A 21,301-nucleotide genomic window follows, 5' to 3' on the forward strand; every position below is an offset into this window, starting at 1 on the left:
CTAACGGCCGAGGTACCTGGGGGGCTCCTTCGCCAGGAAGGCGTTCACCGCGATCTGGTGGTCTTCCGAGGCGCCCGCGCGGGTCTGCATCTCGGCCTCCTTGGCCAGCGTGTCCGTCAGGGAGTGCTCGGCGCCGTACGCCAGGGACTCCTTGATGGACGCGTAGGCCACCGTGGGGCCCTCGGCCAGCCTGCGGGCCACCGCCAGCGCCTCGGCGGGCAGTTCCGCGGCCGGTACCACCCGCTGGGCGATGCCGATCCGCTCGGCCTCCGCGGCGTCCACCGAGCGCGGGAAGAGCAGCAGATCGGCGGCCCGCGCGTGGCCGACCAGCCGGGGCAGCGTCCAGGACACGCCCGAGTCGGCACTGAGTGCGACCCCGGCGAAGGACGTGTTGAAGGCCGCGGTGTCCGCGACGATCCGATAATCGGCGGCGAAGGCGAATCCCGCCCCGGCGCCCGCGGCGACCCCGTTCACCCCGGCCACCACGGGCTTGGGCATCGACGCGATCGTGGTGGTGATCGGGTTGTAGTGGTCGGCCACGGTGGACAGCCCGCCGCCCGCCGCGAGCACCGCCACATGCTCCTTGAGGTCCTGGCCGACGCAGAAGGCCCGGCCGCTGCCGGTCAGCAGTACCGCGCGTACTGCCTGGTCACCGGCCGCCGCGCGCAGTGCGTCCCGGAGCGCGTTCTTGGTCGCGACGTCGAGCGCGTTCATCGCCTCGGGACGGTTGAGGGTGACCGTCGCCAACCCGTCGGACACCTCGTACAGCACGCAGTCGGCCATGGCAGAACCCCTTCGTCGCGGCAATGGTCCTGGCCAGGATGCCGGACCGGCCCGGCGGCCGTCATGTGACGTTCGTCTTACCGGAGATACGGTTCCCGGAGCACCGGGCCCCGGCCGGAACGGCGAATTAGCCGGTTTTGTGGGTGTCGATTGTGGAACGGAGTGCCGCCACCATTGGTCATCGGGCTCTTCGATGCGGGATAATGGCCGAGAACCAATGTGTTCGAGACCGAGCTGGTTTCAGGAAGGGGAACGAGCATGGCGGCCATGAAGCCGCGGACGGGTGACGGCCCGCTCGAGGTGACCAAGGAGGGGCGGAGCATCATCATGCGCGTTCCGCTTGAGGGCGGCGGGCGGCTTGTTGTCGAGCTGACCCCGGACGAGGCGGACGCCCTGGGCGATGCGCTGAAGAAGGCCATCGTCTGAGACCAGCGGTCCCAGATTCGTCGCGGCCCCGTACATACACGCGCATACGCGCGTGGGTACGGGGCCGCGCCTCTTTGTCGATAAGGATTCGGTGCCGGCCCGTTTCGGCGCCGCGGTTTTGAGCGCCCGGGAGTCAGCGCCCGGGAGTCAAGGCACCGGGCGCGGAGCCGACGTGCTCCTGACCGCGCACAGCAGCCCGTCGTCGGTGGGCAGCAGCACCGGCGCCAGCCGCGGGCTGTCCCGCACCGCCCGCATCAGCTCGCGCAGACGCTGCGACTCCGTGTCCTGGTGGGCCGCGTCCAGCGCCCGGCCCTGGCCGAAGGCGCCCTCGAAGCAGACGATGCCGCCGGGGCGCAGCAGCCGCAGCGACTCGTCCAGGTAGTCCAGGTACTCCAGCCGGTCGCCGTCGCAGAAGACCAGGTCGTACCCGCCGTCGGTGAGCCGGGGCAGCACCTCCAGGGCGGCGCCCGGAATGAAGCGCGAGCGGTTCGCGGCGAAACCGGCCTCCCGGTACGCCTCGCGGGCCAGCCGCTGGCGGTCGGGCTCGGTGTCCACGGTGGTCAGCACGCCGTCCCTGCGCATTCCGCGCAGCAGGTGGATGCCCGAGACGCCCATCCCGGTGCCGATCTCGACCACCGACTTCGCGTTGCCCGCGGCGGCCAGCAGCCGCAGCGTGGCACCGGTGCCGGGGGAGACCGGCCGCAGACCTGCCGCGTGCGAGCGGGCGCGGGCGCGTATCAGGGCGTCGTCCTCGGCGACGAACGCGTCGGCGAACGCCCAGCTCGCCTGCCGGTTGCCGGTAATGGCCCTCTCCCTGTCCCCGTAAGTTCCCGTCGCTGTTGCGGCCCGCCCGGCGACTGTATCCGTTGGGGGCGGGAACCCGCTGATGGGACTGCGCGTTACTGATACAGGTGGGAGAACAGCGAGATCTGGTCCCGCCTTTGGCAACAGCGCATTTATCCGGAGCTAACGGGCGAGGTGGATATGGTAGGGGCTCTACTGGACACCACCAGAGCCGACAGGGGAGGTGCGGCTGCGACCGGTGACAGGCGAGTGCTATCGCACTTTCGCAGGTCCGCCGGACAGCCCAAATCCGTGACCAACACTGCTGACCGTTCACGCGAAAACGACTCCACGACCGCGACGTTCGCCGCCGATGGGGACCCTCAGGCGTGGACGCCTCCTTCCTGGGAGGAGATCGTCAGTACGCACAGTGCCCGGGTGTACCGGCTGGCCTACCGCCTGACCGGAAACCAGCACGACGCGGAAGACCTCACCCAGGAGGTCTTCGTACGGGTCTTCCGGTCCCTGTCCACCTACACGCCCGGCACGTTCGAGGGCTGGCTGCACCGCATCACCACCAATCTGTTCCTCGACATGGTGCGGCGCAGGCAGCGGATCCGATTCGACGCCCTCGGCGACGACGCGGCCGAGAGGCTGCCCAGTCGCGAGCCGTCCCCCGCCCAGCACTTCAACGACACCCACTTCGACGCGGACGTCCAGCAGGCGCTGGACACCCTCGCACCGGAGTTCCGGGCCGCGGTGGTGCTGTGCGACATCGAGGGGCTGTCGTACGAGGAGATCGCCGCCACCCTCGGCGTGAAGCTCGGCACCGTGCGAAGCCGGATCCACCGTGGCCGGTCGCACCTCCGCAAGGCTCTGGAACACCGGGCACCGGGCTCCCGCCCGGCCCCTGCGCTCGCTGCCGCCACTCGGAAACCTGGCCTGGAGGGCGGGAGAGCGTGAGCAGTAGCGGTTCGGGCGAGCATCGTGACAAGCGTGCGGTGCCCGCCGAGCAGCACCTTGGCGACCGGCTGGCCGCTTTCGTCGACGGTGAGCTGACCGACGACAGCCGGGACCGGGTGCTCGCTCATCTGGTGACATGTCCGCAGTGCAAGGCCGCGGCGACCGAGCAGCGACGGCTGAAGAGCGTCGTCGCCGGCTCAGAGCTGCCCGCGATCTCGGCAGGCCTGATGGCCAGGCTGCAGGGGCTGCCCGCCGGCGGCTGCGACAGCCGTGACGACGAGCCCCCCGGCCCGTGGGCCGACGACGCCGGGCTCGGCGGGCCGGCCGGCGAGCGCCGCGGCCCGTTCGACGGCGGGCTGCTGGGGTCAGGCGTGTTCGGCTCCGGGCGGCGCGAGGAGTTCTCGTACCTGGCGCCGGCCCGCGATCTGGCGTCCTCCGGCTCCAGGGGCCGCGGCTTCCGTATCCACGAGCGGTCCGCCCAGATCCAGGAGCGGGTGGCCCAGGAGGCCGACAGGGCCGCCGCGGCCGCAGCGGCCGTCTCAGGGGCCGCGGCGGCCTCCCGCAGCCGGAGGTTCGCCTTCGCCGCCGCGGGGGCCTTCTCGATGGCCGCCATCGCCATCGGCGGCGCGCTGCCGATGGAGGCGGCCGTGGACGGCGGCGCCCGGCCCGACGACGGACCCGCGGTGAGCCCGTTCAGCGCCAACTCCGTGGCCGACACCCACGGAGCCACTCCGCGGGATCTGCTCGACGCGGGGTCCTCCTCCTCGCCCGGGGCCACCTCGGTATCGGTGACCCGGCCGCTGTCGGGGACACCGGGCTCATCCGTACAGGTGCTCGCACCGGCGGATTCGTACCGGCTCGCACGAAGGTGAACGCAGGCCGCCGGGTGCTGACCCTTTACCCGGCGGCGACGTACTGTTGTCCTCGGCCACTCCCGCACCGCGTGCCGAGGCGGGTACCGTGAAGTCCGGCCGGAACCTGCCTTCCCGGCTGCGGACGTCCCAAGGAGCTGCAAGGTGTTCTTCGACATAGGCCCGCTTGAGCTGGTCGCGCTCGTGGTCCTTGCCGTGCTCGTCTTCGGCCCGGACAAACTGCCCAAGGTCATCCAGGACGCGATGGCGTTCATCCGAAAGGTGCGGGAGTTCTCCGACAGCGCCAAGGAGGACATCCGCCGCGAGCTCGGTCCTGAGTTCAAGGACTTCGAGTTCGAGGACCTGAACCCGAAGACGTTCATCAGGAAGAACCTGATCAGCGAGGATGACGAGTTCGGCCTCAAGGAGATCCGCAACAGCCTGGATCTGCGCAAGGACCTCGCCGACCTGGACCCGCGCAAGGAGATGGCCGAGGTCACCGACGCCGTCAACGGCGTGGAGCCGGGCGTCTCGCCCGCCGCGGCGAAGGCCGCGGGCGGCTCCGGCTCCGACACGTCCTCCGCGACGCCGGACCGGCTGCGCAAGCGGGACCGGCTGGACCCGGGCGAGCCGCCGCCGTTCGACTCCGACGCGACCTGAGCGGACCCGCCCGCGCCGAACCTGCGCCGGGCCGATCCGAGGCGGGTCGGCCCGGCCCAAGCTGGGTCAGTGTCGGCCGGAGTCGGCCAGATCGTGGATTTTGACCCCCTAGGGCGGTTATTGTCCGTGTGTTCGCCGTCACCCCACGCCGTTTCGGTCCCTGAACCCACCCAGGGTCGGGCAAGATGGCGAGTCGCCCATCAGGGCATGGAGGAGGCGCGACCCATATGGAGACGAAGACCGGCGTTGCACGGGGGACGGTCAGCGGCTACTTGACGGCCGACTTCCCGTGGTACGGCCTGGACGAGGCGTTCAGCGGCCCCCGCTGGCTGAGCGCGATCGGCGCGAGCGCGGACGGCACGGTGGAGCACGGCTCCGTCGGCCACGGGGACGAACCGACCCTGAAGGCCGACCCGGCCGACGACACGCTGCGGTTCGCCGTGGTGGTCACGGTGCCGCAGCGCCCCGGCCGCCGCACCGCGGACGGCACGGGCCTGCTGGAGGCCACCTCGGAGTCGTCGGCGGCCTGGCTGGCCGGCTCAGGGCTGCTGTCCTGCACCTGGCCGACCACCATGGAGCGGGCCCTGCGGCAGGACTGGCTCGACCAGCAGACGGCCACGGCCTGGGAGTTGGCCGACGATCTGAACGGCTCCGGCTGGTCCGCCCTCACCCTTCCGGTGGACGGCGAACCGACCCCGTTCCACTACCGCGAGTCCGAGTACGGCTGGGTGATGTCGGGCTCCGCCCGCGGTGTCCACCTGGGGGCGTACGGCCGCGGTATGAGCGCGTACGGGCTGGCGCTCGCGGCGGTCAAGGACGTCACCGTCTACGACGCCTGAGGCCCGCCGGCGCCGCGCCGAGAAGCCGCGCCGAGAAGCCGCTCCAAGAACAGGACTGCCTCCCGGCGCCCTTGAGGGCCGGGAGGCAGCGTGCTGTCCGGGGGCGGTTGGCCCCCGGGGTCAGAACTTGTTGCGCGGGGTGATGCCGAGCGACATCCCCGCCAGGCCCCTGGCGCGACCGCCCAGCTTGCCGGCGATCGTGCGCAGCGCCGCGCCCGCCGGGGTGTCCGGGTGCGAGACCGACACCGGGCGGCCGTCGTCGCCGCCCTCGCGGAGCCGGACGTCGATGGGGATCCGGCCGAGCACCGGCACCGTCGTACCGGTCGTACGGGACAGGCCCTCGGCGACCCGCTCACCGCCGCCGGTGCCGAAGACGTCGATCAGCTCGTCGCAGTGCGGGCACGGCATGCCCGACATGTTCTCGACCACGCCGACGATCTTCTGGTGGGTCTGCACGGCGATCGACCCGGCCCGCTCGGCGACCTCGGCCGCCGCCTGCTGCGGGGTGGTGACCACCAGGATCTCCGCGTTCGGCACCAGCTGGGCGACCGAGATCGCGATGTCACCGGTGCCGGGCGGCAGGTCGAGCAGCAGGACGTCCAGATCGCCCCAGTAGACGTCGGCCAGGAACTGCTGGAGCGCGCGGTGCAGCATCGGCCCGCGCCACACCACCGGCGCGTTGCCCGGGGTGAACATGCCGATCGAGATGACCTTCACGCCGTTCGCCGACGGCGGCATGATCATGTTCTCGACCTGGGTGGGCTTGCCCTCGACGCCGAGCATCCGCGGCACGCTGTGCCCGTAGATGTCCGCGTCCACCACGCCGACCTTCAGGCCGTCGGCGGCCATCGCCGCCGCCAGGTTCACGGTGACCGACGACTTGCCGACCCCGCCCTTGCCGGACGCGACCGCGTAGACCCGGGTCAGCGAGCCCGGCTGGGCGAACGGGATCTCCCGCTCGGCCTGCCCGCCGCGCAGCGAGGACGCCAGTCCCCGGCGCTGCTCGTCGCTCATCACGTCCAGGTCGACCCGTACCGAGGTGACGCCGGGAACGCCGGCGACGGCCTCGGTCACCGTACTGGTGATCGTGTCGCGCATCGGGCAGCCGGACACCGTCAGGTAGACCGTCACGGCCACCGCGCCGTCGGCCGCGATCTCCACGGACTTGACCATGCCGAGATCGGTGATCGGTTTGTGGATCTCCGGATCGTTGACCGTAGCGAGCGCGGCGCGGACCGCGTCGTCCGTCGGTGCCGCGGTCGGCGTGGAGCCGTACGTGGTGGTAGCCATACGACGATGGTACGGCGGTGGCGCGGCCCGCTTCAGCGCCCCCGTCCGTCGCCTTCGTCACGGCGCCGCTCCTCGATCTCCTTGAGCAGATCCTGCAGCTCCGACCTGATCCAGTCGCGGGTGGCGACCTCGCCGAGGTTCATCCGCAGCGCGGCCACCTCGCGGGTCAGGTACTCGGTGTCGGCGATGCTGCGCTCGTTCTGCTTGCGGTCCTGCTCCAGGTTCACCCGGTCCCGGTCGTCCTGCCTGTTCTGCGCCAGCAGGATCAGCGGGGCCGCGTAGGACGCCTGGAGCGACAGCATCAGGGTCAGGAAGATGAACGGGTAGTGGTCCCATTGCAGGTGCCGGGGCGCGAAGACGTTCCACAGCACCCAGGCGATGATCAGGATCGTCATCCAGACGATGAACCGGCCGGTGCCCAGGAAGCGGGCGACCCGCTCGGAGAGCTTGCCGAACGCCTCGGCGTCGTACGTCGGCAGCAGGCTGCGGCGCTGCGCCCGGGGCTGGTCGAGCCGGGTCCGCGGGCGGCCGGTGGCGGTGGCGCCCGCGGGGTGCCGGACGCGCTCCCGGTCCCGGTCGCGCTCGCGCTCTTCAGCGGTCATCGTCCGCCACCCCCGGGTCGGCGCCGTGCAGCTCGGTCTCCCGCCAGTCCTCGGGCAGCAGGTGGTCGAGCACGTCGTCCACGGTGACGGCGCCGAGCAGCGAGCCGGCCGCGTTCACCACCGGCGCGGAGATCATGTTGTACGTGGCCAGGTAGCTGGTCACCGACGGCAGCGCGGTGTCCGGGTCGAGCGGCTGGAGGTCGGTGTCCACGATCGCGCCCAGCAGCGTGAACGGCGGGTCGCGCAGCAGCCGCTGGAAGTGCACCAGGCCCAGGTACCGGCCGGTCGGGGTCTCCTCGGGCGGCCGGCACACGTAGACCTGCGCGGCCAGCGCCGGGGACAGGTCCGGGTGCCGGATCCTGGCCAGCGCGTCGGCGACGGTGGCGTCCGGCCGCAGCACGATCGGCTCGGTGGTCATCAGCCCGCCCGCGGTGCGCTCCTCGTACGACAGCAGCCGCCGTACGCCCGCCGCGTCCTGCGGCTGCATCAGGGTGAGCAGCCGCTCCTGCTCGGCCTCCGGCAGCTCGGCCAGCAGGTCGGCCGCGTCGTCGGGGTCCATCGCCTCCAGGACGTCGGCGGCCCGCTCCTCCTTGAGCTTGCTGAGGATCTCCACCTGGTCGTCGTCCGGCAGCTCCTCCAGGACGTCGGCGAGCCGGTCGTCGTCGAGCGCCGCGGCGACCTCGCCGCGGCGCTTGGGGGACAGGTGGTGCAGGACGTTGGCGAGGTCGGCGGGGCGCAGCTGCTCGAAGGTGGCGACCAGGTTCTCGGCGCCCTGGCCCTCCTCGGAGAGCGAGAAGCCGGTGACGTCGGACCAGTCCACGGTCAGGGTCTGGCCCTTGCGGCGGCGCAGGGTGCCGCTCTTGCCGCGGCGGACGAAGACCTTGTCGATCTCCCAGTCGCGGCGGGCCGGCAGCTGGGTCATCGACACGTCCAGGACGGTGACCTCCTCGCCGTCGGCGGGGGCCCCCGCCGGTGCTTCCCCGGACTGGCCGGCGTCCTCCGGCCTGACCAGCTGGACCCGGCGGTCCAGCAGCTCGCCCAGGACCAGGGTCTCGGTCGGACGCTGCTCGAAGCGCCGCATGTTCAGCACGCCGGTGGTGATCACCTGGCCGGACTCCACCCCGGTGACCCGGGTGATCGGCAGGAAGATCCGGCGCCGGCTGACCACCTCGACGACCAGCCCCAGCACCCGCGGCGGCCGGCCGCCCACGCGCAGCATCGCCACCACGTCGCGGACCCGGCCGACCTGGTCGCCGTTGGGATCGAAGACGGGGACGCCGGAAAGGTGCGAGACGAAGACCCGGGGGGCGCCTGCGGCCATGCGGGGCCTCCTACCGGTCGCGGAGGGCTGCTCCGGCTCCACTCGCTCCACTCGTCGTCCGAGGCCAGGCTACTCCGGGGGGATCTTGCGCGCCCCGCGGGGCAGCACTCGGGGGAACGGCGGGGAGCCGGCCGGGCGCGCACCGGGGAGCGCACCGGGGGATGCGGGCGGCGGGCCCGGCGGTACCCTGCGGTAGCTTCTGCCTCGCCGCAGCCCCCACTCGTAGGAGGAAGAGAAGTCGTGTTTTCCGGCCGCCGGACCGCCGCCACCGTCCGCGCAGCCCTGGCAGGGATCGGGGTGCTCTGCGCGGGAACGCTGCTCACCGGATGCCTGGGGATCGGCGGCGGCGACCCCGACGCCGGCACGAACGGAGTCGGCAAGCTCCCGCCGAAGACGATCGAGGACCGCGCGCGAAGCGCGGCGACGGCCGCGCCCACGGTCCGGCTGTCCGGGACGGTGGTCAGCGACGGCCAGTCGTTCCGCCTCGACATGCGGCTGCGGTCCAACGGGGGAGTGGGCGAGGTGACGACGAAGGGCAGCACGTTCCAGCTGCTGCGGGTGGACGACGACCTCTACCTGAAGGCCGGCGCGGATTTCTACGGCGACGCGGGCAAGGGCGGCAAGGACGGCGATTCCGCGGCGGCGAAGCTCAGCGGCAAATACGTGAAGGTGCCGCCGGGCGACCCGGCCTACAAGCAATTCAGCGGCTTCACCGACAAGAAGGTGCTGCTCGCGGATCTGTTCGTGCTCGACGGCGAGGTGCAGAGGGGCGACCACCGCAAGGTCGGCCCGACGAAGACGATCGCGGTGACCGGCACGAAGGGCGGCTCCCTCGACGTGTCCCTCCAGGGAACCCCGTACCCGCTGCGGTATCAGCGCGCCGGCAACACGGGCACGCTCACGCTGGTGGACTGGGGCGAGGATTTCACGCTCGCCGCGCCCGGCAAGAACGCGGTAGTGGACTACGGCAAGTCCGTGGGCCCGAAGTAGCCCGACCCCGGCCCGGTTCGTCAGGCGCGGCGCCGTCGTGGCTTGTCGCGCAGTTCCCCGCGCCCCTGGTGGGGCTGATCGCCGTTCCCCGGCTTCCTTCTTCTTTTTCAGCCTGTCCGGCGTTTGAGGACGATCCCGGCTTCGCCCCCTGTTTTTGAGCCCGTCCGGCGTTTGAGGACAGGGGGCGGGCGGGCGGGGAAGAAATCAGTGGCGGCGAGTCAGGAGGCGGGGGAGGCCCGGCGGGATCGGGTGGCGGGTGGTCGCCGGCGTGGGTGGCGGGGATGCCGCGCCGGAGGCGTCGGGCATCGTGGACGGGGTCTCCACCGGAGCCCCCTCCGGGGTCAGGCGGAAGACCGCGCACTCGCGGGACCAGCGGTCCGCGACCGCTGACGCGTCCGGGGAGTTCAACCGCTTCGCGCGCAGCTCCTCCACCGCCGCCCCCCACGCCTCCCCCTGCGGCGCGAGCAGGGAGACCCGGCCGGTCCAGGCCACCAACCGGCCGCCCTTGTCCTTGCTGCGGACCACCACCCGCACCGTGCCCCCGTCCACCATCCCGGAAGGCAGCGGCTGCTCCCCGCCGCCCCCGACCACGCACATCCCCCCGTCCACCCACACATGCCAGAGCGCCTGCCCGTCCACCCAGACCAGACCCGACTTCTTCGTGGCCTCCTCGACGAGGGCGGTCAGCTCGGCAGCGGTGTGCGTCGTCATGGGCGAAGCCTATGTCCCGGCGCTGTCCGGGGGCCGGACGACAGGTGCTCGGACCGCTCATGGGCCTTACTCTGGTGGCGGCCCAAGCCAGAGCCAGCCCGCCGCCGCCCGAGGAGTGCCGTGACCGCCCCGCAGACCGCCGCCGCCGTCCCCGCGGCCCCGGGCGCGATACCTGACCCGGGCGCCGGCGCGGAAACGCCGCCCGCGGCGACCCGCTCGCTGGACTTCACGCTGCTCGCCGTCGCCATCGCCGGCGTCTCGATGTCGGCCCCGCTGATCGCCGCGACCTCCGCGCCCGCGCTGGCCATCGCGTTCTGGCGGAACGCGATGGCGGTCGGCGTGCTGAGCCCGGTCGCGCTGTGGCGGCACCGCACCGAACTGCGCCGGATGGGCAGCCGCGCGCTGTTCACCTCGCTGGCCGCCGGCGCCGTACTGGCCCTGCACTTCGGCCTGTGGCTGCCGAGCCTGAACATGACCTCGGTCGCCACCTCCACCGCGCTGTGCACCACCACCCCGATCTGGACCACCCTGATCCTGCGGCTGCGCGGCCACCGCCCGCCGACGATGGTGTGGGCGGGCACCGGACTCGCGGTGCTGGGCGTCGTCATCCTCACCGGCATCGACCTGTCCACCGACACCCGCGCACTGGTCGGCGACGTGCTGGCGCTGGCGGCCGGCATGGCCGCGGCCGGCTACGTGCTGCTCGGCGCGGAGGTGCGGCGGACGGCGAGCACCACCGCGTACACCTTCGTCTGCTACTCGACCACCGCCGTGGTGCTGCTGGCCGCCTGCCTGGTGTCCGGCTCCGCGCTCGGCGGCTACGACGGCAGGACGTGGCTGAAGATCGCCGCTCTGACGGTGGCCGCCCAGCTCCTCGGCCACTCGCTGCTGAACCGGGTGGTGCACGGCCTCGGCCCGTCCACCACCTCGACCGCGATCCTGCTGGAGACCCCGGGCGCGGCCCTGATCGCCGCACTGTGGCTCGGCCAGACACCCCCGGCGATGGCCTACCCGGCGCTCGCGGTGATCCTGGCCGGCCTGGCCCTGGTGGTGCTCTCCGGCCGCCGCAGGACACCGGCGGCCTGAGCGCTACAGCCAGCCGTTGCGCCGGAAGCCGCGGTGGATCGCGAAGCAGATCGCCAGGATCGCGAACACGACGGCCGGATACCCGTACCGCCAGTGCGTCTCGGGCATGTGCTTGAAGTTCATCCCGTACACGCCGGTGATCATCGTCGGCACAGCCAGGATCGCCGCCCACGCGGTGATCTTGCGCATGTCCTCGTTCTGCACGACGGTGGCCTGCGCCAGGTTGGCCTGGAGGATGGAGTTCAGCAGGTCGTCGAAGCCGACGACCTGCTCGTGCACCCGGGCCACGTGGTCGGCGACGTCCCGGAAGTACTTCTGGATCTCCGGGTCGATCAGCCGCATCGGCCGCTCGGCGAGCAGCTGCATCGGCCGCAGCAGCGGCGACACCGCCCGCTTGAACTCCAGCACCTCGCGCTTGAGCTGGTAGATCCGGCCCGCGTCGCCGCCGCGCGACGACTTGCCGTTCTCGGCCGAGAAGACGTCGATCTCGACCTCGTCGATGTCGTCCTGCACGGCCTCGGTGACGACCAGGTAGTCGTCGACCACCCGGTCGGCGATGGCGTGCAGCACGGCGGACGGGCCCTTGGCGAGCAGCTCGGGGTCGTCCTCCAGGCGGTGCCTGAGCTGGCGCAGCGAGCCGTGGCCGCCGTGCCGGACGGTGATCACGAAATACCGGCCGGTGAAGACCATCACCTCGCCGCTCTCCACCACCTCGCTGGTGGCGGTGAGTTCGGCGTGCTCGACGTAGCGGATGGTCTTGAAGACGGTGAACAGCGTGTCGTCGTACCGCTCCAGCTTGGGCCGCTGGTGGGCGTGGACGGCGTCCTCCACGGCCAGCGGGTGCAGCCCGAACTCCTCGGCGATGCCGGCGAACTCCTCCTCGGTCGGCTCGTGCAGCCCGATCCACACGAAGCCGTCGCTGCCGTCGCACCGGTCGGCGGACTGCCCGGCCCGCACGGTGTCCAGGGCCTCGCTGACGCCGACGCTGTCGCCGCACCGCACGCCGTCGCGGTAGACCGCGCAGTCGACCACCGCGCTGCTGGGATGTCCGTTCGCATGGGTCGGCCCGTAGTCGTAGGTCGCGGTGCTCCTGCGCAGGGCGGGACGTACGACGGCGCGCAGATCACGGATCATCGACATGGCAAGCTCCCTCACGGACTGGCCGACGGCATAAGGCCGCACTGAAATGCTGAAAAGCTGATCAGGGTTGAGTGATCGCGAAGCAGTTCAGGGAGCTCTTCCGGCGCGGAGGCGTTCCGCGGACAAGCCGTGACGTCACGCGTTTCGGGCCCGGCGGGCCGGGTATGGAACGCGGAGGCTCAGATCGCGGGGCGGCAGCGGTACGCGGAAGAGCTGCCGGTACTGCACGGTCGACTGGGATCCACGGCAGTCCCCACCTCCTCCGGCCGATCCCCGCTGGGGGATGACGAAACCGCACCGATACGAACGCTCCACTTTAGCAAGCCGGGGCGACGCGGACCGCCGCTTCGGCGCTTTCATCCGCCATCTACCGCCGCGCGGCGCCCGTCTATGCTCGCCGCATGGGCACTGATCTGGACGTTCCCGCGCTGGTCGAGGCGCATCTGCGGTCCGTCTTCGGCGCGCCGGACGCGCGGGCCGCCGTCACCTTCGTGGGCGCCGAACGCGTCGAGGTGCTCCGCTACTCGGACGGTGACCTGCTGCGATACGTCACGCTCGGGATGTCGGCGCAGCCGATGTCCGATCCGCTGGCGACCGTCGCCGACGCGGTGCGCGGGCCGCGGGCCGAGCTGGTGCTCTCGGTGCGGGGCGGGGCGGTGGACACGGACAAGGTGCTGCGGCCGCTCGCGGTGTTGGCTTCGTCACCCCAGGTGGAGGGGGTGGTGGTGGCCCCCGGCAACTCCCTCGACACCGGCGCGCCGCTGTGGCCCGGCGCGCCCTTCACGGCGGTGCTGGTGGCCGAGGCGGGCGGCCTGGTCGCGGACCTTCCGCTGGACGGGGGACGGGACCCGGTGCGGTTCCTGCCGCTGCTCCCGGTGACGCCGAACGAGGCGGCCTGGAAACGGGTGCACGGCGCGGCGGCGCTGCACGATCGGTGGCTGGCCGCGGGGACGGACCTCCGCGATCCGCTGCGGGGCGCGGTTCCGCTGAACGGCTGAACCACCGCCTGGTTGGTAAACCCAACTGGTGCACGCCGCAGCTACATTTCCGCCGGTCGGGGCGGGTCCGGACGGGTGATCGTCCTTGACGCGGCCACTGACGCGGAGGACCGTGGGGCGGTATGAGGGGCGAACCCAGTTGCCCGAAGTGCGGTGGGAGGGTCAGAGCGCCCGGCCTCTTCGCCGACTCCTGGCAGTGCGACGAGCACGGCACCGTCCATCCGCTGCAGCCCGTCGTCCCGCCGAGCGTCGAGGCCCTCGGCGTCGTCGTGCACCGCGCGCAGGTACCCGTGTGGATGCCTTGGCCGCTGCCCGTGGGCTGGCTGTTCTCCGGCGTGTCCGCGGCCGGCGACGACCGCAGCGGCGGGCGCGCGACGGCGGTCACCTGCTCCGGACCCGGACCGCTCGGCGGCCCCGGCGAGCTGATGCTTGTCGCCGAGGAGCTCGGCGTCGGCCTCGGCGCCCGGTACGCCGGCATCCCCGGCCCCGACCCGGGCCCCGGCATGTGCGTCGACAAACCCCCGCACGCGAAGGTCCTGGCGGCCGGCCGCCCCACCCCCCTCTGGCACGTGGACGGCGCCCCCGCCGACCGTGTCGTCTTCGCGGGCGAGGCCCGCGGCCTGTGGCTGTGGGCGATCGTCTGGCCCGAACAGACCGGCCTCCTGATGTACGACGAACTCGTCCTGACCGACCTGCGCGACGCGGGAGCCGAGGTGGACATGCTCCCCTGCGGTGCATTGTCGCCCCGCTTGCTCACCTGACCCCGCCCGCCGGGGCCCGCGTCACCCACTCGCCGTGGGGGCTGCGGCCGTCCGCCGGCCCCCCGGCCGGTGGGTGGTTGCTCGCGCAGTTCCTCGCGCCCCCAAGAAGGCCCTTGCGGGCCTGCCGGTCGCCGGGGTTGGCGCTGGCGGGGATGCCCCGGCTTCAACAGGGGCGCGGGGAACTGCGCGATCAGCCACAGTGGGCCTGCACGGCACCGCTCGCCGCGGGGGCTGGGGTCGTTTGCCGGGCCACCGGGCGCGGGGTGGGCCCTCGTGGGGGGGCGGTTATGCTGGCGGGCGGCCGGAAGAGGCCGTCACCCCTCACCTTCACACCCAGCGGAGCGCCCCGTGCGGATTGACCTGCACACCCACTCCACGGCCTCCGACGGCACCGACACGCCCACCGAGCTCGTGCGGAACGCCGCCGGGGCCGGGCTTGATGTGGTCGCGCTCACGGATCACGACACGGTCGGTGGGTATGCCGAAGCGACCGCGGCGCTTCGCGGGCTGACCGGACCGGGCTCGTTGACCCTTGTCACCGGGGCGGAACTGTCCTGCCGGATCGACGGCATCAGCATGCACATGCTCGCGTACCTCTTCGACCCCGCCGAACCCGAACTCCACCGCGAGCGCGAACTCGTCCGCGACGACCGCGTCCCCCGCGCCCAGGGCATGGTCGGCAAGCTCCAGGAACTCGGCGTCCCGGTCACCTGGGAGCAGGTCGCCCGGATCGCCGGAGACGGCTCCGTCGGCCGCCCGCACATCGCCGCGGCGATGGTCGAACTCGGCATCGTGGACACCGTCTCCGATGCCTTCACCGACGAGTGGCTCACCAACGCAGGCCGCGCCTACGTCCCCAAGCACGAGCTCGACCCGTTCGACGCGGTGCGCCTGGTCAAGGGCGCGGGCGGCGTCACCGTCTTCGCGCACCCGGGCGCGCACGCCCGCGGCGAGACGGTGCCGGAGTCCGTCATAGCGGAACTGTCCGCCGCCGGGCTCGACGGGATCGAGGTCGACCACGTCGATCACGACGAGGCGACGCGGGCGCGGCTGCGGGCGTTCGCGGGGGAGAACGGGTTGCTGGCGACGGGGTCCAGTGATTATCACGGCAGCAGGAAGAGCTGCCGGCTCGGGGATTGCGTGACCGATCCCGAGGTCTACCGGGAGATCTCCCGTCGCGCGACGGGCGCGCAACCCATCTCCGCGGTCTAGCGCCCCCGCCCCCCGGCCGGTTTTCCCCGGCGACCGGGAGGCCCGGAGGGCCTTTTCAGGGGCGCGGGACTGTGTCTGATGTGCGGCTGCCGCCGCGTGTGCGCGACTACCGCGCCCCTGACGGGGCCCCTGTTCGGGCCCGCGCGGCGGTAGCCGCTTGACAACCTCGCGCCTCGTTGGGGGCGCCGCTTCAGGAGACGCCCCGTGTTCGACCTCACCCTCTTCGGCTCCGTGTTCTTCACCCTCTTCGTCATCATGGACCCCCCAGGAATCACCCCGATCTTCCTCGCCCTCACGTCAGGCCGAGCCGCGAAAGTCCAGCGCCGGATGGCCTGGCAGGCCGCCCTCGTCGCGCTCGGGGTGATCGCCGTGTTCGGGCTGTGCGGGCAGCAGATCCTGGACTATCTGCACGTGTCCGTTCCGGCGCTGCGCGTCGCGGGCGGGTTGCTGCTCCTGCTGATCGCGCTGGATCTGCTGACCGGGAAGGCGGACGAGCCGAGTCAGACCAAGGACGTCAACGTGGCCCTCGTCCCGCTGGGGATGCCGCTGCTCGCCGGGCCGGGAGCCATCGTCACCGTCATCCTGGCCGTCCAGCACGCGCACGGCTTCAGCGCGCAGGCGTCGGTGTGGGCGGCGATCATCGCGATGCACGCGGTGCTGTGGCTGACGATGCGGTACTCGCTGGCGATCATCCGGGTGATCAAGGAGGGCGGGGTGGTGCTGGTGACCCGGCTGTCCGGGATGCTGCTCTCCGCCATCGCGGTGCAGTCCGTGGCGAACGGGATCTTCGGCTTCATCCACGGCGAGGGCTGAGCGCCGGCGTCTGCCGGAAACCGGCCCCGGACAAGCCAAAGCGCCCCGTACATACCTTCGATACGGGGCGCCGTTGCGTGGGTCGGCGAATCAGTCCGCCGGGCGGATGTAGATCCGTTGGCCGATGGCAGCGGCTTGCTGCACGATCTTGTTGACAGCGGAGGCGTCCACGACGGTGCTTTCCACGGCGTTGCCGTTCCGGTCGTCGAGTCGCATGATCTCGAAGCGCATGGGGCTTCTCCCTTCGTTGCGCGTTACATGTGTGGTCAACGACCCCTCCCATCGAAACATTCCCTAGGCTAAAGAAATTCTTCAGTTAGCTGATTACTAGCTGGTAAGCGGGCTGTCACCTGCGGTTAGGCGTTCTCGTCCGCCGTCCAGAAGTCCAGCAGCGCGGCGGCGGTCTCGGCGGGGCGCTCCGCGTTGGGGGAGTGCTCGGCACCCTTGATCACCACGCGGCGGGCGGCCAGCCGCTTGGCCGTCACGTCGAGCAGTGCGACCGGCCAGGCGTAGTCCACTTCGCCGGAGAGTACGAGCTTGCGCAGCGGTACGGGGGTGAGTTCGTCGATCCGGTCGGGTTCGGTCATCAACTGGCGTGCGGTGGCGATCAGTTGCTCGGGAACGGTGTTCACCCAGCGGCGGTGCAGGAACTCGTCGAGCCAGGCGGGGGTGTCCGGCTGGACGCCGTTCTCCGCGTCCATCCGGCGCATCGCCTGCCAGGCGGTCTCCATGTCGGTGGTCGGCAGGAAATCGACCAGCATCTGGGTGCGGACCTGCTGGGCGGCCGAGATCTCGGCCGGGCCCGAGCTCATCAGGGTGAGCGAGGCCCAGCGGTCGGCGGGCCGGTCCGCGGACAGGACGGCGGCGCGGACGAGGTGGCCGCCGAGGGAGTGGCCCAGCAGGTGCACGGGGGCCGCGGTTTCGTTCTCGTGCAGCGCGGAGGTCTGGGCGATGATGTCCGCGGCGAGCTCGCGCTGGGCGTAGGCGGACTCGTCGCGGGGGCCGCCCGACTCGTGCTGGCCGCGGCCGTCGACCGCGACGACCCGGAAGCCGGCGGTGGAGAGCGGGGCGAGCAGGTCGAGGAAGTCCTCCTTGCTCCCGGTGAACCCGGGAACGAGCAGCGCGGTGCCGCGCGGCGGCCCGACCCCCTCGATCACCGCCGCCGCGTCGAGCACGGCGAACTCCCCCCGCGAGGTCTCCAGCCGCCGGGCGGTGACGTTCTCCGGCAGGTCAAGGGCACTGGGTCGGCTCATCCCCTGAGATTACGCGCCCCGTATGTCCAAGAGGTTGCCTCCGGCGGTTCCCCGGCCCCGTCCGCTCGCCGGACGTCCTCCGCGTCCCCGGTCGGCGCCCGGTTGCGCCACGGTGCTCCTGTACGGCACCACTCGCCGCGGGGGCTGGGGTCGTTGGCGGTTCCACCGGCCGGTGGGGGCTGGTCGCGCAGTTCCCCGCGCCCCTGAAAAGGCCCTCCGGGCCTTCCGGGCGAGGGCAGCGCCCCGTTTTCGGCGTGATCAGCCACGGTGCTCCTGTACGGCACCACTCGCCGTGGGGGCTGGGGTCGTTGGCGGTTCCACCGGCCGGTGGGGGCTGGTCGCGCAGTTCCCCGCGCCCCTGAAAAGGCCCTCCGGGCCTTCCGGGCGCGGGGGAAAAGGGGAACGCCCCCGCTGGTGGGCGGGGGCGTTCCGGGGGGACGGGGGTGGAATGGTTAGTCGGCCTCGGGGGCGGGCGCGGCCTTGCGGGTGCGGCGGCGGGGGGTCTTGACCTCGGGCTCTTCGGCCACGGCTTCGACCACCGGCTCCGTCGCGGCGGCCTTGCGGGTCCTGCGCCTCGGGGTCTTGACCTCGGGCTCCACGGCCACGACCTCCGCCACCGGCTCGGCCGGTTCCGCCGCCTTGCGGGTGCGGCGGCGCGGGGTCTTGACCTCGGGCTCCTCGGTCACGGCCTCGGCCGCCTTGCTGGTCCTGCGGCGGGGCGCCTTCACCTCGGGCTCTTCGGTGACGACCTCTACCGCCTTGCGCGTGCGGCGGCGCGGGGTCTTGACCTCGGCCTCCTCGGCCACGGCCTCTGCCACCGGCTCGGCCGGTTCCACTGCCTTGCGCGTCCGGCGCCTCGGGGTCTTCACCTCGGCCTCTTCGGTCACGGCCTCTACCACCGGCTCGGTCGGCTCCGCCGCCTTGCGGGTGCGGCGGCGCGGGGACACCACCGTGGGGGTATCGGCGGGCTCCACCGCTTCGACCGTCTCCACGGTCTCTACCGTCTCCACCGCCGCCGGGGCTCCCTGGCTGCCGCCGCGGGTGCGGCGGCGCCTGCGGGGGGCGGGGCGGTCGGGGGTGTCCGACGGGGCCGAGGGCGTCAGCGCTGACTCGGCGGCCGGGGCGTCGGAGACCGTGGTGGCGGGGTCGCCGCCGCCGCGGGTGCGGCGGCGCTGGCGGGGGGTGCGGGTGCGGGCCGGGCGCTCCTCGGGGGCCGGGCCGGAGCGGCCGGCGGACGGGCGGGCGCCGCGGCCGCGGGGGCCGCCGCGGCCACCGGTCTCGCCGAGGTCCTCGACCGCTTCCGCGTCGAGTCCCGCCCGCGTGCGGTCAGCGCGAGGCAGTATTCCCTTGGTGCCCGCGGGGATCTTCAGCAGCTCGTACAGGTGCGGAGACGTCGAATACGTCTCCTCCGGGTCGTTGAACGTCAGGTCGAGCGCCTTGTTGATCAGCTGCCAGCGCGGGATGTCGTCCCAGTCGACCAGCGTGATCGCGATACCCGAGGCCCCGGCCCGCCCGGTGCGGCCGATCCGGTGCAGATAGGTTTTCTCATCTTCCGGCGTCTGGTAGTTGATCACGTGCGTGACGCCCTCGACGTCGATGCCGCGCGCGGCCACGTCGGTGCACACGAGCACGTCGACCTTGCCGTTGCGGAACGCCCGCAGCGCCTGCTCGCGCGCCCCCTGACCGAGGTCACCGTGCACCGCGCCGGAGGCGAACCCGCGCTTCTCCAGCTGCTCGGCCACGTCCGCCGCCGTCCGCTTGGTGCGGCAGAAGATCATCGACAGGCCGCGGCCCTCGGCCTGCAGGACCCGGGAGACCAGCTCCACCTTGTCCATCGAGTGCGCGCGGAACACGTGCTGCGTGGTGTTGGCCACGGTGGCGCCGTGGTCGTCGGGAGCGGCGGCCCGGATGTGGGTCGGCTGCGACATGTAGCGGCGGGCCAGCCCGATGACCGCGCCCGGCATGGTGGCCGAGAACAGCATCGTCTGCCGCTTGGCCGGCAGCAGGTTCATGATCTTCTCGACGTCGGGCAGGAAGCCCAGGTCGAGCATCTCGTCGGCCTCGTCCAGGACGAGCGCCCGTACGTGCTTGAGGTTCAGCTTCTTCTGGCCGGCCAGGTCGAGCAGCCGGCCCGGGGTGCCGACGACCACGTCGACGCCCTTGCGCAGCGCTTCGACCTGCGGCTCGTAGGCCCGGCCGCCGTAGATGGCGAGGACGCGCACGTCACGCACCTTGCCGGCGGTCAGCAGGTCGTTGGTGACCTGCTGGCACAGCTCGCGGGTGGGGACGACGACGAGCGCCTGCGGGGCCTCGGTCAGCTGGTCGGGGGTGGCCCGGCCCGCCTCGACGTCGGCGGTGACGGTGACCCGCTCCAGCAGCGGGAGGCCGAAGCCGAGGGTCTTGCCCGTACCGGTCTTGGCCTGGCCGATGACGTCGTTGCCCGCGAGGGCGACCGGGAGCGTCATCTCCTGGATCGGGAAGGGAGTGGTGATGCCGACGGCCTCGAGGGCCTCGACGGTCTCGGCGAGAATGCCCAGACTGCGGAAAGTCGTGATGCTGGTCAGGATGCTTGCCTCTTCTGTGAGACGCGGCACTGTGCGGCAAGGGGGGTCGAGCAGCCGGCCCGTCGAAAGAGACGGCGCCGGTCACTGACCGCGCAGAGGTGTCGTACAGCCATGAGCGGCTGTACGGGCGCGGGACCGCTGCCCTCGCTCATGCCGCGAGTGGGCCCCTCCCGATGTCAGGAGGGCGGTCGGTTCGGAGCCGATCGGGCCACCGACCGGGCATCCAGGTGTTGCAGACGTCGCCTGCCGGAACGCGAAAAACATGCCGACTGACGGTGGGTGCATTACCACTCTACCCCGGAAACACGTAGCTGCACCCGATCAAATGTTTCGTTCGGGACTTCATCGGGTCACGGGATGATCGTCCGAACGCCGTCGGAACGCCGTCCGAAGGCGGCGGGAAGCGGCCGGGGAGACCGCCGCGGGTGCTTACGGCACCGCCGTAGTTGGCTATTGTGCGCTGCATGGAGACGCCTGACGACACCACCGCCATCGCCGACCAGGACTGGACCGCCGCGTCCGCGCGGCCGCAGTACCGGGCCGCCGTCATCGACCTGCTCGGTGCGCTGGCGTACGGCGAGCTGGCCGCGTTCGAACGGCTCGCGGAGGACGCCAAGCTCGCGCCGACCCTGGAGGACAAGGCGGAGCTGGCCGCGATGGCCGCCGCCGAGTTCCACCACTTCGAGCGGCTGCGCGACCGGCTGGCGGAGATCGGCGAGTCGGCGAACAAGGCGATGCTGCCGTTCGGCGCGGCCCTGGACGAGTTCCACCGCCAGACCGCGCCCTCGGACTGGCTGGAGGGCCTGGTCAAGGCGTACGTCGGCGACTCGATCGCCTCCGACTTCTACCGCGAGGTGGCCGCCAGGCTCGACACCGACACCAGGACCCTGGTGCTCGCCGTGCTCGACGACACCGGGCACGCGACCTTCGCGGTGGAGAAGGTACGCGCGGCCATCGCCGCCGAGCCGCGGGTCGGCGGCCGGCTCGCGCTGTGGGCCCGGCGGCTGATGGGCGAGGCGCTGTCGCAGGCGCAGCGGGTGGTGGCGGACCGGGACGCCCTGTCCACGATGCTGGTCGGTGGGGTCGCCGACGGCTTCGACCTGGCCGAGGTGGGCCGGATGTTCTCCCGGATCACCGAGGCGCACACCAAGCGGATGGCGGCGCTCGGCCTGGCCGCGTAACGCCCGGCGGGTCCGCGCCGGCCCACGGGCGCCGGCGCGTGAACCCGATACGGGACTCCGGGCAACAAGGGGTG

At 72.1% G+C, this 21,301-nt stretch carries 22 protein-coding genes; 12 read left to right on the forward strand and 10 right to left on the reverse strand.

Features of this window, described 5'->3' with window-relative positions; genetic code table 11:
• Positions 1 to 783, reverse strand: a complete 783-nt coding sequence (locus ACQPW6_RS27005) for an enoyl-CoA hydratase/isomerase family protein (RefSeq protein WP_433892274.1) — start codon at positions 781 to 783, stop codon at positions 1 to 3.
• A 258-nt stretch (positions 784 to 1,041) separates the two neighbouring features.
• Between ACQPW6_RS27005 and ACQPW6_RS27010 the strand changes: the two genes are divergently transcribed.
• On the forward strand, positions 1,042 to 1,209 hold the full coding sequence (locus ACQPW6_RS27010; RefSeq protein ID WP_073493047.1) for a DUF3117 domain-containing protein: 168 nt from the start codon (positions 1,042 to 1,044) through the stop codon (positions 1,207 to 1,209).
• A 147-nt stretch (positions 1,210 to 1,356) separates the two neighbouring features.
• Here the strand turns inward: ACQPW6_RS27010 and ACQPW6_RS27015 are convergent, their stop codons facing one another.
• Positions 1,357 to 2,013, reverse strand: a complete 657-nt coding sequence (locus ACQPW6_RS27015) for an O-methyltransferase (protein WP_433894677.1) — start codon at positions 2,011 to 2,013, stop codon at positions 1,357 to 1,359.
• 180 nt (positions 2,014 to 2,193) lie between these two features.
• Here ACQPW6_RS27015 and sigE point away from each other — a divergent pair, with 180 nt between their 5' ends.
• The 4 genes from sigE (at position 2,194) to ACQPW6_RS27035 (ending at position 5,305) form a co-directional block, all read left to right on the forward strand.
• Positions 2,194 to 2,955 carry an RNA polymerase sigma factor SigE gene (sigE, locus tag ACQPW6_RS27020; protein ID WP_433892275.1) on the forward strand — a complete coding sequence of 254 codons (762 nt, stop codon included), beginning with the start codon at positions 2,194 to 2,196 and terminating at the stop codon, positions 2,953 to 2,955.
• Positions 2,952 to 3,827, forward strand: coding sequence for an anti-sigma factor family protein (locus ACQPW6_RS27025; protein ID WP_433892276.1), 876 nt, complete (start codon positions 2,952 to 2,954; stop codon positions 3,825 to 3,827). Before sigE ends, ACQPW6_RS27025 begins: the two co-directional genes overlap by 4 nt.
• A gap of 144 nt (positions 3,828 to 3,971) precedes the next feature.
• On the forward strand, positions 3,972 to 4,466 hold the full coding sequence (locus ACQPW6_RS27030) for a sec-independent translocase (RefSeq protein WP_433892277.1): 495 nt from the start codon (positions 3,972 to 3,974) through the stop codon (positions 4,464 to 4,466).
• A gap of 227 nt (positions 4,467 to 4,693) precedes the next feature.
• Positions 4,694 to 5,305 (forward strand): hypothetical protein, encoded by a 612-nt coding sequence (locus ACQPW6_RS27035; RefSeq protein ID WP_433892278.1) that lies wholly within the window; start codon positions 4,694 to 4,696, stop codon positions 5,303 to 5,305.
• A gap of 120 nt (positions 5,306 to 5,425) precedes the next feature.
• Here ACQPW6_RS27035 and ACQPW6_RS27040 read toward each other — a convergent pair whose 3' ends face one another.
• The 3 genes from ACQPW6_RS27040 to ACQPW6_RS27050 are packed head-to-tail and all read right to left on the reverse strand — an operon-like array spanning position 5,426 to position 8,518.
• Complete coding sequence (locus ACQPW6_RS27040; RefSeq protein ID WP_433892279.1) at positions 5,426 to 6,595, reverse strand: Mrp/NBP35 family ATP-binding protein; 1,170 nt, start codon at positions 6,593 to 6,595, stop codon at positions 5,426 to 5,428.
• A 32-nt stretch (positions 6,596 to 6,627) separates the two neighbouring features.
• The gene (locus ACQPW6_RS27045) at positions 6,628 to 7,197 is read right to left on the reverse strand and encodes a DUF1003 domain-containing protein (protein WP_433892280.1); all 570 of its coding nucleotides are present in this window, start codon (positions 7,195 to 7,197) and stop codon (positions 6,628 to 6,630) included.
• Positions 7,187 to 8,518, reverse strand: a complete 1,332-nt coding sequence (locus ACQPW6_RS27050) for a magnesium transporter MgtE N-terminal domain-containing protein (RefSeq protein ID WP_433892281.1) — start codon at positions 8,516 to 8,518, stop codon at positions 7,187 to 7,189. Before ACQPW6_RS27050 ends, ACQPW6_RS27045 begins: the two co-directional genes overlap by 11 nt.
• 240 nt (positions 8,519 to 8,758) lie before the next feature.
• Between ACQPW6_RS27050 and ACQPW6_RS27055 the strand changes: the two genes are divergently transcribed.
• On the forward strand, positions 8,759 to 9,508 hold the full coding sequence (locus tag ACQPW6_RS27055) for a hypothetical protein (RefSeq protein ID WP_433892282.1): 750 nt from the start codon (positions 8,759 to 8,761) through the stop codon (positions 9,506 to 9,508).
• A gap of 204 nt (positions 9,509 to 9,712) precedes the next feature.
• Here ACQPW6_RS27055 and ACQPW6_RS27060 read toward each other — a convergent pair whose 3' ends face one another.
• The gene (locus tag ACQPW6_RS27060; RefSeq protein ID WP_433892283.1) at positions 9,713 to 10,219 is read right to left on the reverse strand and encodes a hypothetical protein; all 507 of its coding nucleotides are present in this window, start codon (positions 10,217 to 10,219) and stop codon (positions 9,713 to 9,715) included.
• A gap of 120 nt (positions 10,220 to 10,339) precedes the next feature.
• Between ACQPW6_RS27060 and ACQPW6_RS27065 the strand changes: the two genes are divergently transcribed.
• Complete coding sequence (locus tag ACQPW6_RS27065; RefSeq protein WP_433892284.1) at positions 10,340 to 11,305, forward strand: DMT family transporter; 966 nt, start codon at positions 10,340 to 10,342, stop codon at positions 11,303 to 11,305.
• Between the two features lie 3 nt (positions 11,306 to 11,308).
• Here ACQPW6_RS27065 and ACQPW6_RS27070 read toward each other — a convergent pair whose 3' ends face one another.
• Positions 11,309 to 12,445, reverse strand: coding sequence for a magnesium and cobalt transport protein CorA (locus tag ACQPW6_RS27070; protein ID WP_433892285.1), 1,137 nt, complete (start codon positions 12,443 to 12,445; stop codon positions 11,309 to 11,311).
• A 401-nt stretch (positions 12,446 to 12,846) separates the two neighbouring features.
• Here ACQPW6_RS27070 and ACQPW6_RS27075 point away from each other — a divergent pair, with 401 nt between their 5' ends.
• The 4 genes from ACQPW6_RS27075 to ACQPW6_RS27090 all read left to right on the forward strand — a co-directional run bounded on the left by ACQPW6_RS27075 (position 12,847) and on the right by ACQPW6_RS27090 (position 16,229).
• Positions 12,847 to 13,443 (forward strand): suppressor of fused domain protein, encoded by a 597-nt coding sequence (locus tag ACQPW6_RS27075; protein WP_433892286.1) that lies wholly within the window; start codon positions 12,847 to 12,849, stop codon positions 13,441 to 13,443.
• A gap of 122 nt (positions 13,444 to 13,565) precedes the next feature.
• Positions 13,566 to 14,204, forward strand: a complete 639-nt coding sequence (locus ACQPW6_RS27080; RefSeq protein WP_433892287.1) for a DUF6758 family protein — start codon at positions 13,566 to 13,568, stop codon at positions 14,202 to 14,204.
• A gap of 348 nt (positions 14,205 to 14,552) precedes the next feature.
• Positions 14,553 to 15,416, forward strand: coding sequence for a PHP domain-containing protein (locus tag ACQPW6_RS27085; RefSeq protein WP_433892288.1), 864 nt, complete (start codon positions 14,553 to 14,555; stop codon positions 15,414 to 15,416).
• Positions 15,417 to 15,620: 204 nt separating this feature from the next.
• A complete protein-coding gene (locus ACQPW6_RS27090) occupies positions 15,621 to 16,229 on the forward strand; it encodes a MarC family protein (protein ID WP_433892289.1) in 609 nt (202 codons plus the stop codon).
• 90 nt (positions 16,230 to 16,319) lie between these two features.
• Here the strand turns inward: ACQPW6_RS27090 and ACQPW6_RS27095 are convergent, their stop codons facing one another.
• From ACQPW6_RS27095 to ACQPW6_RS27105, 3 genes are all read right to left on the reverse strand, one after another.
• The gene (locus ACQPW6_RS27095) at positions 16,320 to 16,460 is read right to left on the reverse strand and encodes a hypothetical protein (RefSeq protein ID WP_433892290.1); all 141 of its coding nucleotides are present in this window, start codon (positions 16,458 to 16,460) and stop codon (positions 16,320 to 16,322) included.
• Between the two features lie 125 nt (positions 16,461 to 16,585).
• The gene (locus ACQPW6_RS27100) at positions 16,586 to 17,482 is read right to left on the reverse strand and encodes an alpha/beta fold hydrolase (RefSeq protein ID WP_433892291.1); all 897 of its coding nucleotides are present in this window, start codon (positions 17,480 to 17,482) and stop codon (positions 16,586 to 16,588) included.
• Between the two features lie 452 nt (positions 17,483 to 17,934).
• On the reverse strand, positions 17,935 to 20,076 hold the full coding sequence (locus tag ACQPW6_RS27105; protein WP_433892292.1) for a DEAD/DEAH box helicase: 2,142 nt from the start codon (positions 20,074 to 20,076) through the stop codon (positions 17,935 to 17,937).
• 434 nt (positions 20,077 to 20,510) lie between these two features.
• Between ACQPW6_RS27105 and ACQPW6_RS27110 the strand changes: the two genes are divergently transcribed.
• On the forward strand, positions 20,511 to 21,227 hold the full coding sequence (locus ACQPW6_RS27110) for a ferritin-like fold-containing protein (RefSeq protein ID WP_433892293.1): 717 nt from the start codon (positions 20,511 to 20,513) through the stop codon (positions 21,225 to 21,227).
• Positions 21,228 to 21,301: the final 74 nt, after the last annotated feature.

The sequence above is a fragment of the Streptomyces sp. CA-111067 genome, from assembly GCF_050956065.1.
Taxonomy (GTDB): domain Bacteria; phylum Actinomycetota; class Actinomycetes; order Streptomycetales; family Streptomycetaceae; genus Actinacidiphila.

Coding starts and splice junctions, on each gene's coding strand:
- ACQPW6_RS27035 (WP_433892278.1), top strand. CDS start 4,694: ATGGAGACGAAGACCGGCGTTGCACGGGGGACGGTCAGCGGCTACTTG.
- ACQPW6_RS27050 (WP_433892281.1), bottom strand. CDS start 8,518: ATGGCCGCAGGCGCCCCCCGGGTCTTCGTCTCGCACCTTTCCGGCGTC.
- ACQPW6_RS27005 (WP_433892274.1), bottom strand. CDS start 783: ATGGCCGACTGCGTGCTGTACGAGGTGTCCGACGGGTTGGCGACGGTC.
- ACQPW6_RS27110 (WP_433892293.1), top strand. CDS start 20,511: ATGGAGACGCCTGACGACACCACCGCCATCGCCGACCAGGACTGGACC.
- ACQPW6_RS27100 (WP_433892291.1), bottom strand. CDS start 17,482: ATGAGCCGACCCAGTGCCCTTGACCTGCCGGAGAACGTCACCGCCCGG.
- ACQPW6_RS27010 (WP_073493047.1), top strand. CDS start 1,042: ATGGCGGCCATGAAGCCGCGGACGGGTGACGGCCCGCTCGAGGTGACC.
- ACQPW6_RS27080 (WP_433892287.1), top strand. CDS start 13,566: ATGAGGGGCGAACCCAGTTGCCCGAAGTGCGGTGGGAGGGTCAGAGCG.
- ACQPW6_RS27075 (WP_433892286.1), top strand. CDS start 12,847: ATGGGCACTGATCTGGACGTTCCCGCGCTGGTCGAGGCGCATCTGCGG.
- ACQPW6_RS27070 (WP_433892285.1), bottom strand. CDS start 12,445: ATGTCGATGATCCGTGATCTGCGCGCCGTCGTACGTCCCGCCCTGCGC.
- sigE (WP_433892275.1), top strand. CDS start 2,194: ATGGTAGGGGCTCTACTGGACACCACCAGAGCCGACAGGGGAGGTGCG.
- ACQPW6_RS27095 (WP_433892290.1), bottom strand. CDS start 16,460: ATGCGCTTCGAGATCATGCGACTCGACGACCGGAACGGCAACGCCGTG.
- ACQPW6_RS27045 (WP_433892280.1), bottom strand. CDS start 7,197: ATGACCGCTGAAGAGCGCGAGCGCGACCGGGACCGGGAGCGCGTCCGG.
- ACQPW6_RS27040 (WP_433892279.1), bottom strand. CDS start 6,595: ATGGCTACCACCACGTACGGCTCCACGCCGACCGCGGCACCGACGGAC.
- ACQPW6_RS27060 (WP_433892283.1), bottom strand. CDS start 10,219: ATGACGACGCACACCGCTGCCGAGCTGACCGCCCTCGTCGAGGAGGCC.